This window comes from Pseudomonas sp. Q2-TVG4-2 (assembly GCF_013620795.1).
Classification (GTDB): domain Bacteria; phylum Pseudomonadota; class Gammaproteobacteria; order Pseudomonadales; family Pseudomonadaceae; genus Stutzerimonas.
Map to the genome: position 1 here is coordinate 440,366 of NZ_LGLW01000005.1, position 12,158 is coordinate 452,523.

The following is a 12,158-nucleotide window of genomic DNA, read 5'->3' on the forward strand; positions in this document are numbered from 1 at the left end:
ATGACACTGCCCGGCGCTAGGGCCGGGCAGTGTGGGAACGATCTGCCGTAGCGTTAGAGTTCGCGCGCCTGCTGCCAGGAAAGATCGAGAATCGCACTTGTATTGAACGGCTTGCCATCGCGTGTCTTGAGCGAGCCGAGTTCCTGAAGGATATCCGCCAGCTCCTGGATACGTGCCAGATCATCGTCGCCAAGCTTGGCAGAGAAGGTCTGGGTGGCGATGGCTTCTTCGATGACGACTTCGCGAGATAGCTCGCCGCGATGAAGCGTCTTCAGTGTCGGCTCGGCAATGAAGTAATCAGCGATAAGCTTGGCTGCTTCGCCCGGCTGGTTTTCCAGCAGCTCAATTGCCTCGCGCTGGGCGTCCAACGATTTCCAGACCTCTTCCTTTCGCTTGTCCAGGGTTTCGCCGGAGGTAATCACCACCATGCAAGGGAATGGCCAGACCTCGCCAATTTCGTATATCTGTTCTACCGGCGCCACCAGTTGGGCTATCCGGTCATAGGGCTCGAAGAGAAACGCCGCATCGGCGCGACCCGAGACGAGGGACTGCACCGCAACCGCCGGGCTGGTACCCATGATGTTCACTTCGCTGGGTGACAAGCCGGCGGCCTTCAACGTGACGCCCCGCAGTACCGCATCAGCCGTGCTGCCCTCTTTCTGAGAGGCGAGTATTTTGCCTTTCAGGTCGGCAATCTTCTCGATGCCGGTTCCTTCGCGAGCCACGATGGAGTGATAACCCTGTTGGGCGCCGCCGACGACCTTGAGGTCAGCGCCCTTGGAGGCCCAGGCCACAGCATTGGTGAACCCGAGGACACCCGTGTCCAGCTGGCCGCCGATGATGGCCTTGATCAGATCGGTACCGGAGCTGAATTCAACCAGCTCGACGTCCAGGCCGTGTTTTTTGTAGAACTCACCCTCGTAGGCCACCATCGCCTGGGCGTCATCCATGACACGGATGTAACCGACTTTGAATGTTTCCTGTGCTTGAGCAAAAGTACTTAGCAACAACAGGGCGGGGACCAGCCAGAGTTTTGCCTTCATTATCGACCTCGAGTTCGTCGTCACTACCAGGTTATAACCAAAAGAAAGCAAATAATTACCTTCTGTTATAAGTCGTTTCTGGCTTAGAACTTTACACGAAGTTTTTACTAATCGGCACCACCTAGCCGCCATAAGCCACAAACATGTGGTTATAAGTTTGCGGCTGTCATGTGCTACGGCCACGGCACCGCCAGAGCTGCTCCACAGCTCAGAGCGTAATGGTTTTTCGTCCGGCCAATGCATGGGCGAGCGTGCCGCCATCCACCAGATCAAGTTCGCCGCCCAGCGGCACGCCATGGGCAATACGGCTAAGCGTCAGGCCCTTCGGAATCAGTAACTGGGCGATGTAGTGGGCGGTCGCCTCACCTTCGACGGTGGGGTTGGTTGCCAATATCGCCTCGCTGAAATTGCCGTCAGCCACCCGTACGAGCAGTTCGGGAATCCCGATGGCTTCGGGGCCCAGGCCATCGAGCGGAGACAGATGACCCTTGAGAACGAAGTAGCGGCCGCGGAAGCCTGTCTGCTCAACAGCGAATACATCCACCGGGCTCTGTACGATACACAGCAGTGAATCGTCCCGCCGCGGGTCGGCACATTGCGGACAGAGCTCATCCTCGCTCAACGTACGGCACTGACGACAATAACCCACCTCCTCCATGGCTCGCGTAAGCGCATGAGCCAATCGCAGCCCGCCGCTGCGGTCACGCTCAAGCATCTGCAACGCCATGCGCTGAGCGGTCTTCTGCCCCACACCGGGGAGAATGCGCAGCGCATCGATGAGTTGGCGAATCAGTGGACTGAAGGACATGGAAATCTCGGCGAAGCTGAAAATTGAAGCTGCCAGGCCGCGACCAATCTCGCCGCTTCAGCAAGCCCTAGCTTGTTACTCGCAGCTCATGGTGCCTTCAGAACGGCATTTTGAAACCCGGCGGCAACTGCATGCCATCGGTCATGCCGGACATTTTCTCTTTGCTGTTCTGTTCGATCTTGCGCACGGCGTCGTTCACCGCAGCGGCGATCAAATCTTCGAGGATTTCCTTGTCTTCCTGCATCAGGCTGTCGTCCAGGCTGACGCGCTTGACGTCGTGCCGACCGTTCATCACGACACTCACCAAGCCGGCGCCGGACTGGCCGGTTACCTCTGCGTTGGCCAGTTCTTCCTGCATCTTCTGCATTTTTTCCTGCATCTGCTGTGCCTGCTTCATCAGGCCGGCCATGCCACCTTTCATCATGGGATCTACCTCGATCAGGGTTCGGAGTGTTCTACGGGTTCGATGGTACCGTCGCGAATGACGGCGGCGAACTGTTGCATCAGTTGCTGCACCACAGGGTCGGCCTGGATCGACTGTTCTGCCGCCCGTTGACGTTCACCGCGGCGGCGCGCAGCCGCCTGGGCAGGTGTCTCCTGTTGTGGAGTCTGCAGCTCGATATCCAGCTGCAATGTGCGCCCGTGGTACTGATTCAGTGCGTCGTTCAAGCGCCGATGCTGAGTCGCATTGAACAGCGCACTTTGCGCCGGGTCCAGGTGCATAAGCCAGCGATCGCCGTCTACGGAAATCAATGTGCAATTGGCCGCGATGCTGCCGGTCAGGCCGCCCAAGCCAAGCTTGAGATAAATATCGAGCCATTCGGCGGCCAGACCCGTCGCGGGCTCGATCGCCGGAGCGGGCTCAGCGGTCTGCGGTTCCGGCGTCAAATCATCCAGCCCATCAAGATAGGCTTCGGCCTGGGTTTCGACCTCGAAGTAATCCTCGTCGGTCAAGGGGGGCTCATCATCGTCCGGCTCGATCACCTCGACGACTGTAGCAATATGTTCAGGCTTAGCAACCGGCGCGGCCCGCTGCTCCAATGTCTCGCTCTCTACCGCGATTGGCGCCGTGTCCGGCGGCTCGTTCCAAGGCACGTCGACGACTGGCGGAGCGGGTTCCGGCTTTGCAGGCTCGGGCAAAGCATCAACCGGCACGGCATTCATTGCGGGCACCGGTGTCGGCGCGGGAATGACATCTGCCGGAGCGGGAGCCGGTTCCGCTTGTTGCATGGATGGAGAGGTAATGACAGCGGACTGCGCCGGCATCACCGCTACTGCAACCGGCGCAGCCGATGTTGCTGTGCCGGCCACGTCCGCTGTTCTGGAATCAGTCGTGGCCGGACTGATTCCCAAGCTCTTTAGTGATGTTCGCGGTGCGTCTTCACTGTCGGCAGGTCGAAACGCAAGCATGCGCAGCAGAACCATTTCAAAGCCACTACGCGGATCGGGTGCCAGTGGCAGATCGCGCCGCCCAATCAGGCCCATCTGGTAGTAGAACTGTACGTCTTCGGCTGGTAATGCCTGCGCCAGCGCCAACACCCGGTCGCGATCGCCCTGCCCGTTGTCCACTGCATCCGGCAATGCCTGAGCAACTGCGACACGATGCAAAACATTAAGCATTTCCGCCAGCACACCCCCCCAATCGGGGCCCTGTTCGGCGAGGTGGCGAACCGCTTCAAGCAGCGCCCGCGCATCGCCTTCCAGCAACGCCTGCAGCACCCCATAAACCTGCCCGTGATCGAGGGTACCGAGCATGCTGCGAACATCGGCAGCGAGCACCTTACCCTCACCAAAGGCAATCGCCTGGTCGGTCAGGCTCATGGCATCGCGCATCGAGCCATCGGCGGCGCGGCCGAGCAGCCAGAGCGCATCCTCCTCGAAGGGCACCTGTTCGACGCCAAGCACGTGGGTCAGGTGTTCGACCACGCGTTCGGGCGGCATGTTCTTCAACGAGAATTGCAGGCAGCGCGAAAGGATAGTCACTGGTAGTTTCTGCGGGTCCGTCGTGGCCAGCAGGAATTTGACGTGTGGTGGCGGCTCCTCAAGGGTCTTGAGCAGCGCATTGAACGAGTGCGACGAGAGCATGTGAACTTCGTCGATCAGGTAAACCTTGTAACGGCCGCGGCTGGGCGCGTACTGCACGTTGTCCAACAGCTCGCGGGTATCCTCGACCTTGGTACGGCTCGCGGCGTCGACCTCGATCAGATCGACGAAACGGCCCTCGTCAATCTCGCGGCAGACCGAGCACTCGCCGCAGGGCGTAGAGCTGATGCCAGTCTCGCAGTTCAGGCACTTGGCGATGATCCGCGCGATGGTGGTCTTGCCGACCCCGCGCGTTCCTGTGAACAGGTAGGCATGGTGCAGGCGCTGGCTATCCAGTGCATTGATCAGGGCCTTGAGCACATGCGTCTGCCCGACCATTTCGCGGAACGAGCGCGGACGCCATTTACGGGCTAGTACCTGATAACTCATAACACCATCGCGGGATAAAGCAGAGGACGGGTAATGCTAGCGGAGCAGGCCGCAAATTGCATCCGACCTGTCGTTCGCAACCCGAATGCATCTCACAATCGGACTCGCCACGAGATCAGCGCTTCAAGGTCGCACCCAGGGCCTGTACGAGCTGTACCAGCTGAGGCTGCTCGGAACTGATGTCGATTTGCAGCCCGTCGATTTCCCGACGCGGCGGGTACTGTTTACGCAACCGATCGAAATCGATACGACGCTGGTTCTCGCTTTCACTCAGGGTGCGACGGAACGCGGCATCGTCTCTACGGGGGTCATAAACAGCTCGGCAGATGGTCGCCAGCATATCCGCGGGCTTGGCTGAGGCATCGAAAGAGAGCCCGCACAGCGGTGCAACCGGCATCAGGGTGGCCAGCTCGACGGTCGGCTCCAACCCTTTGCTGGCGCAGAACGCGTGATAGATCTGAGCGGTTCCACGCAACTTGCCATCCAGGCTGTAGCCAGCGATGTGCGGCGTTGCGATCCAGCACAGTTCAGCCAGCGCTACGTCCACCTGTGGCTCGCCCTCCCAGACGTCGAGTACTGCCTGGATGTCAGGTCGCCGGGCCAACTCTTCACGCAGGGCTGCGTTATCGACGACCGCACCACGGGCCGCATTGATCAACCAAGCGCCCGGATGCAGCTGTTCCAGGCGAACCCTATCCAGCAAATGGAATGTGGGATGTTCGCCATCCAAGGTCAACGGCGTATGCAGGCTGATGACGTCGCACTCCGCGAGGATTTCGTCCAGATCGACGAATTCGCCTACTTCGCGCGCTTGGCGCGGTGGATCGCAGACACGCACATCCCAACCCAGGCCACGCAGCACTTCCACCAATCTGCCACCCACTTCCCCCGCGCCCACCACCCCATAGCGGCGGTCTTTCAGACCGACGCCCTCTCCCTCGGCCAGCGCCAGCAGGCTGCCGAGTACGTAGTCGACAACGCCACGGGCATTGCAGCCCGGGGCACTCGCCCACTCGATACCCGCTTCTTCAAAATAGTCGAGGTCGAGGTGATCCGTGCCTATGGTGCAGGTGCCGACGAAGCGTACCGCGCTCCCGTCAAGCAGTTCGCGATCGACTCGGGTGACAGAGCGAACCAAAAGCACCTCAGACTGTTCAAGCGCCGCTTTATTGATACTCCGGCCGGGCATACGGCGAATGTCGCCATGTTCAGCAAAAAAGGCGTCGACCAGTGGGATGTTTTCGTCGGCAAGGATGCGCATTGGCGGGCTCCGTCATTAGTATGCCCATTCTAGACCGCGTCGCGCCGCTCTGCTGCCTTCCCGAGAGTCTCTCTCGCGGCGTAGACTAGGCCGCTTATGTATACAATCCGGAAAGCCTGCAATGCCCACTGAGTTGAAACTCAGACGGGTTCGCGTTGAACTGCGCACCCTCTTCGCCCTCGCCCTGCCAATGATGGTTGCCCAGCTGGCGAACACCGCCATGGGCTTCGTCGATACATTGATGGCCGGACGTGTCAGCCCGCGGGACCTTGCCGCGGTCGCCCTCGGTAATTCCATCTGGGTTCCGGTGTTTCTACTGGTGACTGGGGTCATCCTGGCGACGACCCCCAATGTCGCTCAGCGTTTCGGCAGTGACCAGCACGAAGAGATTGGTCCGCTGGTACGGCAAGCATTGTGGATGGGCTTCGGCATCGGGTCGCTGTTCGCCTTCCTGATGTGGAACGCCGAGCCGGTGCTGCATCTCATGCAGGTGGAGCCGATTCTGATCGATCCCACCATGGCCTATCTGCGGGCGGTCGCCTGCGGATTTCCCGCGGTGGCTCTGTATCAGGTGCTGCGCTGTTTCAGCGACGGGCTCGGCCATACCCGACCAAGCATGGTGGTGGGTATCCTCGCGCTGACGCTGAACATCCCGCTGAACTACATATTCATCTACGGCAAGCTGGGCCTGCCGGCCATGGGCGGCGTCGGCTGCGGCTGGTCGACCGCGCTGGTCATGGGCTTCATGTTGCTGGCAATGCTGTTCTGGGTACGGCGGGCCAAGTATTACCAACCAAGCCGGCTGTTCGCCCGTTTCGATTGGCCAGATTGGTCGGTCCTGAGCCGCCTGCTGTCGGTTGGCGTACCGATCGGCGTCGCAGTGTTCGCCGAGGCCAGCATCTTCTCGGTCATTGCATTGTTGATCGGCGGTCTGGGAGCCACCGTTGTGGCCGGACACCAGATCGCGCTCAACTTCACCTCGCTGATTTTCATGATTCCGCTGTCGCTGGGTATGGCTATCACCATCCGCATCGGCCAGGCGCTGGGACGCGGCGCGCCGCGGGATGCGCGCTTCGCTGCGGGGGTGGGGATCGTCTCGAGCCTGGTTTATGCCTGCTTCTCGGCAGGCTCCATGCTGCTATTCAGCGAGCAGATCGCCCGCATCTACACTACAGACCCGGCGGTAATCGCGGTCGCGGCCGGCCTGTTCTTCTATGCAGCGCTATTCCAGTTCTCCGACGTGGTACAGGTCACCGCGGCAGGCGCACTACGCGGCTACCAGGACACGCGCATGACGATGATTTTCACCCTGTTCGCCTACTGGGGGATCGGCCTTCCGGTGGGCTACCTGCTCGGTCTCACCGATAGATTCGGGGAGGCGAGTGGCCCGGCCGGGCTCTGGCAGGGTCTGATCGCCGGATTGAGCTGCGCAGCGATATTGCTGACCATCCGCCTGGTGCGCAGCGCCCGGCGTGAGATTCGCCGACAGCCGAGCCAGGTCACAGCGTAGCGCCGGGCCGGTTCGGCACATCAAACCTCGAGCGCCAGCATGACCGCACTCATCAGCAGGAAGCCGCTGAACAGGAGGCGAAGCAGGCGCTCCGGCAGTGCATGGGCCAGCTTAACGCCAAGACTGATGCTGAGCAGGCCACCGATGGCAAGTGGTAACCCCAACGACCAGTCCACCTGCCCATGGGTGGCATAGGTGAACAACGTGACAGCAGTGCTGGGTGCCGCCAGTGATAAGGAAAGCCCCTGCGCCACCACTTGCGAGGTACCGAATATGGCGGTAAGCACCGGCGTAGCGAGTACTGCGCCGCCGACACCGAAAAGCCCACCCAGCGCTCCGGCACCGGCGCCCAGCACTCCCAGCCACGGCCAGGCGTGGCGCAGCTCGGTCCCGCCGGGCTGAGGACGGAAGAAGACCCGCGATAGCGTATAGATAGCCAAGGCGACGAGAAAACCGACAAAAGCGATCCGCATTCGCCCGGCATCCAGCGACACCGCAACCGCGGCGCCGACAATGGCAAAACAGAAACTGGCGATGCCCAACGCCGCGGCATGACGTGGGTCGATGCGGTTGCGCTGGTGGTAGCGCCAGATGGCAAGCAACACATTGGGCACAACCATCACTAGTGCCGTGCCCTGCGCAACCTGCTGGTCAAGATTGAACAGCACACCCAGCACTGGAATCGCAATCAGCCCGCCGCCGATGCCGAACAGGCCACCGAGCGTTCCCAATGCCAAACCCAGCACAACATTCAGCCCGAATCCGAGGAGGTCCATGTTCGCTTCCTGAGCAAAACCGTCATGCTACTCAGGGCTTCCTGGCGGGCATATGCATAAGCATGCACAATGGCTTTGCGAATTTTGCAAAGGCGAAGTGAAACCCATGGATGCTAATGCCCTCACCGATCAGCTCAGGCTGTTTCTCGATGTACTCGCCGCCGGCAGCTTCTCGGCCGCGGCCCGCCTGCATGGCCTTACGCCGTCCTCCGTTGCGCGGCGCATCGATTCATTGGAACGTTCACTCGATTGTCGGCTGGTCAGCCGTAGCACCCATTCGATCAAACCGACCACCGCCGGCCAGGCCTTCGCCGAGCGCGCCAGTCGCATCGTTCACGAGCTGCATCTGGCACGGGCCGAGATGACGTCTCTGCACAACACACCGGAAGGCCGTATTCGCATCGATGCGCCGGCGCCGTTCGGACGCCGACATCTGGCGCCCGCGCTTGCAGAATTCCTGCAGGCCTATCCGGGGGTTGATATCCAGCTGCGCCTGATCGATAGCTTCGTCGACCTGCACGGAGAGCACCTCGGCGAAGTCGACTTGGTGCTACGCATTGGCCCGCTGGTGGATACGCGCCTGGTTGCCACACCGCTGGCGCCGATGATGCGCATCGTCTGCGCCAGCCCGAGTTATCTGCAGCAGCGAGGCGTTCCGCAGACAGTCGCCGATCTACAGGAACACGACGGGTTGGACTGGGACGCCCTGGCACCGCCGCATGCATGGCGATTCGAGCACGAAGGCAAACAACAACTGCTGCGCCCAAGGCGTCTGCGCATGATCGCGAACAATGCCGAAGCGCTGCTTTGCGGTACCTTGGCGGGTCTGGGAATTGCACATCTACCGACCTGGCTGGTCAGCGATCACCTGTTGCGTGGAGAACTGCTGCCGTTGTTCTGCGAACAGGGTCTACCAAAACCGGAGCCTAGCGGGATCTACGCCTTGCGCCTGACCCGCGAAGCGGACTCCCGCAGCAGGCTGCTGCTGGAGTTTCTGCGAAACCGCTTCGGCCCGGTCCCTCCGTGGGACCAGGCACTGCAAAGCGGACTCGGCTTTGGTTGAAAGGGAGTTGATCAAACAGCGCAGCCGGAGAGTTCCTGAGTCACCCCCCAGCCATCGACCACACCACCCAGCGGCTCGATCAGATCTTCCAGATCCTGTTCGAAGTCACCAATACCGTCGAAGGTGGCATACATTACCTTGCTGACCTGGAGATCCCAGGCTCCGTCATCACGGGGAGCAATCTGCGCATTGACGCACTCACCGCGAAAATTACTCGCCGCGGCGCACGCACGCTCTCGATCAGGGAATACGGCATAGAACTCGATGGGATGCACGCGGGCGAAATCGAAACCGCCTTCTTTCATCCTCATTAGTACGTTGCTGCTCACATCCTCATGGAAGGTGGTACTCATAAAACAACCTCCTCGCACTCATGGATGAACGATGTCAGGAATGGAAAAGCTTTTACTCAGCCTCGTTGCGGATATCGACCGGACGGTGCCAGCCGTGGGTTGCCTGGAGACGCGGAAGCCCCGCGTGCGGTAAAAGCGGCGCGCCATACCAATATGGCCTCGACGACGCCATGTAGTTCGGTTGATCCGGGATCACGCCGACCGCAGCGCTGATGAGTCTTATGACTCAGCCTTCCCTACCGGCGCCACGCATACCAACAGCATAGGTTGCCCTTCGAACATACGGCGTATGCATCGCCGCCGCAATGGGGACGGTGGATACAGAAGGTGCGGAGCTGTATCAGACGCAACCGACCGGCCGATGTAATCGTCCTGTCGATTTACAGCGAGCGGGTCGGCGCCCTGCAGCAAGGGCTGCAAGGCGCTGAGCGGCCTAGTCGTTACTGGGCTTGCTGATGGCCTGGAGCACGTACTGAGGCAGCGCGAACGCACCGAGATGGACGTGTGGATTGTAGTAACGGGTGACAATTCCACTGCCGGCGAAACGCTGGCACAGAATTTCCAGCGACACCTTGCGGCTGTCTGAATCGCAGGCGCCCCAGGCGAAGGTCATGGCGCCGCCGATATAGGTAGGCACCGCAGCCTGATAGAAATGCCAATCAGGGAACAACCCGGTCATACGCTTGGCGGTGGTTTGCACTTCGGCCAGCTGCATGAACGGCGTGCCGTTCTGCGTGACCAGAATGCCGCCATCGTTGAGGCAACGGCGGCACGCCTGATAGAAGTTCTCCGAGAACAGCACTTCACCCGGCCCGATTGGGTCGGTCGAATCGGAAATGATCACGTCGAATTTTTGTTCGGTGGTCGCCACGAAGCGCATGCCGTCATCGATTACCAGATTCAGCCGCGGATCATCGAATGCCCCCTTCGAATGCTCCGGCAGAAACTCCTTGCACATCTCCACCACGGTGCCGTCGATCTCGACCATGGTGATGCTTTCCACGTCCCGGTGCTTGGCGACCTCACGAAGCATGCCACCGTCACCGCCACCGATGATCAGCACACGCCGCGCCAGACCATGAGCCAGAATCGGCACATGCGTGAGCATCTCGTGATAAATGAACTCATCCGCCTCGGTGGTCTGGATGACTCCGTCGAGCGCCATGACGCGCCCCATGCGGGCATTTTCAAAGATCACCAGATGCTGATGCTCGGTGCGCACTTCATGCAGCATCTTGTCGATCTTGAAGCGCTGGCCGTATCCCTCGTAGAGAGTTTCCTGATAATCGCTCATGGGGTGTCTCCCTGATGGATGGCGTGACAGACACTCCGCGGCCGCGCGGGTTGCCCGTTGGCAAAGGGCGCATTCTACTTTGGTCTCATGACAGGTGGAACCATCCGCTTTGAAAGCGCATTGTGGTGAAGACATGCCTATCAATGCTGGCTATCGTCGACCCATGACGCTAATTCGCCTTCGCTACACAGCCCCCTGGAGCTGGTTGCAATTTCACCAGCACTTTTCACTACGTTTGCTGCCTGGCGTCGAGTCGCTTGGCACCGAGGGCTACAGCCGTACCGTGCGCATCGGCGAGCGAGCCGGCTGGATCGGCGTTCGGCCGTTGCCTGGACAGGCCTGTCTAGAGCTGACGCTTTGCGATTCACTACAGGATCACGCGGCCCTACTGACGTTGCGGGTCCGCAAGATGTTCGATCTGGATACCGATCCGGCAGCCATAACCCAGCATTTCGCGGACGATCCTTTGCTCGGGCCGCTGGTCAGCGCCGCGCCCGGATTGCGTTTGCCGAGTGCCTTCGATCCGTTCGAACAAGCCGTGCGAGCCATTGTCGGTCAGCAGGTAACCGTTAAGGCTGCGGTGACCATCACCCGGCGTCTGGTGGAGCGGCTTGGCAAGGAGCTGCCTTACGCACCACCAGGCGAAGCTGGTGGCCTGAACCGACTATTTCCCAGCCCAGAGGCCATAGCTGGCGCTCGGTTGGAGAATATCGGCATGCCCGGCAAGCGCGTCGAGACGTTGCAGCGTCTGGCAGCTGCGGTGGCTGAGGGCGCGCTTGAGCTTCATATAGAAAACGGCGCCGATGAGCTGGTCACTCGGCTCTGCAAGCTGCCCGGAATCGGCCCCTGGACCGCCGAGTACATCGCCTTGCGCGGCTTTGGCGAGGCAGACGCCTTTCCGGCCGCCGACCTCGGCCTGCTGAAAGCGCCGTTGTGGGGAAGCGGAGGCATTTCAGCTAGAGAGCTGCTGGCGCGTTCGCAGGCCTGGCGACCGTGGCGAGCCTATGCCGCCGTGCATATCTGGCAGAACTATGGCGAAGCCGCCGCAATAACCAAGCCAATACAGTCGAAAGCGGGAGAATCGTCGCCAATGCCCGCGTTGGATCGTCAATCGCCAGGCCCAGGCTGAGAGAGCCTCTCTACTACAACCTGACCTTGGCAAAATGCCCGGCCGCGATGAACCACATGATCAACCCCACCACCGGCAACAGCACGATGACGAGACTCCAGATGACTTTGCGCCCCACCTCGATGCGAGTACGCCAGACCTGAACGATGGCTACTACGTCAGCCACCAGCACGATCAGGGCCAGCAGCGCACTCCAGGTCTCCACGCGTCAAGGCCTCAGGTTCCGGTCATCAGGACGATTGCCGCGCGGGCCCATGATGCCCCAGATGATTAGCCCCAGGACCGGCAGAATGACGATCAACAGCACCCAGAGGGCTTTTTTCCCGGTGGTGCTATCACTACGGATCACGCTGACGATGGCCCAGATATCCAGCGCCAGGATAAGCAGGCCGAAAATACCGCCGAAGGCATCGGTCATGGCAAGGCTCCAATTTACGGTGGGTTCGTAA

Annotated in this window: 13 protein-coding genes; 3 read left to right on the top strand and 10 right to left on the bottom strand. The window is 60.6% G+C overall.

The genetic code is table 11. From position 1 onward, the window contains the following. Positions 1 to 53: 53 nt before the first annotated feature. The 5 genes from H3028_RS13175 to pdxB all read right to left on the bottom strand — a co-directional run bounded on the left by H3028_RS13175 (position 54) and on the right by pdxB (position 5,584). Positions 54 to 1,043 (bottom strand): ABC transporter substrate-binding protein, encoded by a 990-nt coding sequence (locus H3028_RS13175; protein WP_181297435.1) that lies wholly within the window; start codon positions 1,041 to 1,043, stop codon positions 54 to 56. Positions 1,044 to 1,251: 208 nt separating this feature from the next. After that, positions 1,252 to 1,851, bottom strand: a complete 600-nt coding sequence (recR, locus tag H3028_RS13180) for a recombination mediator RecR (RefSeq protein ID WP_181297436.1) — start codon at positions 1,849 to 1,851, stop codon at positions 1,252 to 1,254. A 97-nt stretch (positions 1,852 to 1,948) separates the two neighbouring features. After that, on the bottom strand, positions 1,949 to 2,275 hold the full coding sequence (locus tag H3028_RS13185) for a YbaB/EbfC family nucleoid-associated protein (protein WP_019339308.1): 327 nt from the start codon (positions 2,273 to 2,275) through the stop codon (positions 1,949 to 1,951). 14 nt (positions 2,276 to 2,289) lie between these two features. Next, positions 2,290 to 4,323, bottom strand: coding sequence for a DNA polymerase III subunit gamma/tau (dnaX, locus tag H3028_RS13190; RefSeq protein ID WP_181297437.1), 2,034 nt, complete (start codon positions 4,321 to 4,323; stop codon positions 2,290 to 2,292). A 115-nt stretch (positions 4,324 to 4,438) separates the two neighbouring features. Next, the gene (gene pdxB, locus H3028_RS13195; RefSeq protein WP_181297438.1) at positions 4,439 to 5,584 is read right to left on the bottom strand and encodes a 4-phosphoerythronate dehydrogenase PdxB; all 1,146 of its coding nucleotides are present in this window, start codon (positions 5,582 to 5,584) and stop codon (positions 4,439 to 4,441) included. 121 nt (positions 5,585 to 5,705) lie between these two features. On the opposite strand from pdxB, the gene H3028_RS13200 reads away from it, so the two are divergent. After that, positions 5,706 to 7,094 (top strand): MATE family efflux transporter, encoded by a 1,389-nt coding sequence (locus tag H3028_RS13200; RefSeq protein WP_181297439.1) that lies wholly within the window; start codon positions 5,706 to 5,708, stop codon positions 7,092 to 7,094. Positions 7,095 to 7,114: 20 nt separating this feature from the next. Here the strand turns inward: H3028_RS13200 and H3028_RS13205 are convergent, their stop codons facing one another. Beyond that, positions 7,115 to 7,870, bottom strand: a complete 756-nt coding sequence (locus H3028_RS13205; protein ID WP_181297440.1) for a sulfite exporter TauE/SafE family protein — start codon at positions 7,868 to 7,870, stop codon at positions 7,115 to 7,117. A gap of 106 nt (positions 7,871 to 7,976) precedes the next feature. On the opposite strand from H3028_RS13205, the gene H3028_RS13210 reads away from it, so the two are divergent. Then, entirely contained in the window at positions 7,977 to 8,933 is a 957-nt protein-coding gene (locus H3028_RS13210) for a LysR family transcriptional regulator (RefSeq protein WP_181297441.1), read from the top strand. An 11-nt stretch (positions 8,934 to 8,944) separates the two neighbouring features. Here the strand turns inward: H3028_RS13210 and H3028_RS13215 are convergent, their stop codons facing one another. Together H3028_RS13215 and speE are read right to left on the bottom strand one after the other, a co-directional pair. After that, a complete protein-coding gene (locus H3028_RS13215) occupies positions 8,945 to 9,286 on the bottom strand; it encodes a ribonuclease E inhibitor RraB (protein ID WP_168423964.1) in 342 nt (113 codons plus the stop codon). A gap of 433 nt (positions 9,287 to 9,719) precedes the next feature. Next, the gene (speE, locus tag H3028_RS13220) at positions 9,720 to 10,580 is read right to left on the bottom strand and encodes a polyamine aminopropyltransferase (RefSeq protein ID WP_181297442.1); all 861 of its coding nucleotides are present in this window, start codon (positions 10,578 to 10,580) and stop codon (positions 9,720 to 9,722) included. Positions 10,581 to 10,713: 133 nt separating this feature from the next. Here speE and H3028_RS13225 point away from each other — a divergent pair, with 133 nt between their 5' ends. Then, positions 10,714 to 11,709 (top strand): DNA-3-methyladenine glycosylase family protein, encoded by a 996-nt coding sequence (locus H3028_RS13225; protein ID WP_375154410.1) that lies wholly within the window; start codon positions 10,714 to 10,716, stop codon positions 11,707 to 11,709. 13 nt (positions 11,710 to 11,722) lie between these two features. Here H3028_RS13225 and H3028_RS13230 read toward each other — a convergent pair whose 3' ends face one another. Then, on the bottom strand, positions 11,723 to 11,914 hold the full coding sequence (locus H3028_RS13230) for a PLDc N-terminal domain-containing protein (protein ID WP_181297443.1): 192 nt from the start codon (positions 11,912 to 11,914) through the stop codon (positions 11,723 to 11,725). A gap of 3 nt (positions 11,915 to 11,917) precedes the next feature. After that, positions 11,918 to 12,127 (bottom strand): PLD nuclease N-terminal domain-containing protein, encoded by a 210-nt coding sequence (locus tag H3028_RS13235; RefSeq protein WP_168423967.1) that lies wholly within the window; start codon positions 12,125 to 12,127, stop codon positions 11,918 to 11,920. Positions 12,128 to 12,158 lie beyond the last annotated feature (31 nt).

Bases quoted from the DNA above. Each gene is read 5' to 3' on its own strand.
- H3028_RS13175 (WP_181297435.1), bottom strand. From the start codon at position 1,043: ATGAAGGCAAAACTCTGGCTGGTCCCCGCCCTGTTGTTGCTAAGTACT.
- recR (WP_181297436.1), bottom strand. From the start codon at position 1,851: ATGTCCTTCAGTCCACTGATTCGCCAACTCATCGATGCGCTGCGCATT.
- H3028_RS13185 (WP_019339308.1), bottom strand. From the start codon at position 2,275: ATGATGAAAGGTGGCATGGCCGGCCTGATGAAGCAGGCACAGCAGATG.
- dnaX (WP_181297437.1), bottom strand. From the start codon at position 4,323: ATGAGTTATCAGGTACTAGCCCGTAAATGGCGTCCGCGCTCGTTCCGC.
- pdxB (WP_181297438.1), bottom strand. From the start codon at position 5,584: ATGCGCATCCTTGCCGACGAAAACATCCCACTGGTCGACGCCTTTTTT.
- H3028_RS13200 (WP_181297439.1), top strand. From the start codon at position 5,706: ATGCCCACTGAGTTGAAACTCAGACGGGTTCGCGTTGAACTGCGCACC.
- H3028_RS13205 (WP_181297440.1), bottom strand. From the start codon at position 7,870: ATGGACCTCCTCGGATTCGGGCTGAATGTTGTGCTGGGTTTGGCATTG.
- H3028_RS13210 (WP_181297441.1), top strand. From the start codon at position 7,977: ATGGATGCTAATGCCCTCACCGATCAGCTCAGGCTGTTTCTCGATGTA.
- H3028_RS13215 (WP_168423964.1), bottom strand. From the start codon at position 9,286: ATGAGTACCACCTTCCATGAGGATGTGAGCAGCAACGTACTAATGAGG.
- speE (WP_181297442.1), bottom strand. From the start codon at position 10,580: ATGAGCGATTATCAGGAAACTCTCTACGAGGGATACGGCCAGCGCTTC.
- H3028_RS13225 (WP_375154410.1), top strand. From the start codon at position 10,714: ATGCCTATCAATGCTGGCTATCGTCGACCCATGACGCTAATTCGCCTT.
- H3028_RS13235 (WP_168423967.1), bottom strand. From the start codon at position 12,127: ATGACCGATGCCTTCGGCGGTATTTTCGGCCTGCTTATCCTGGCGCTG.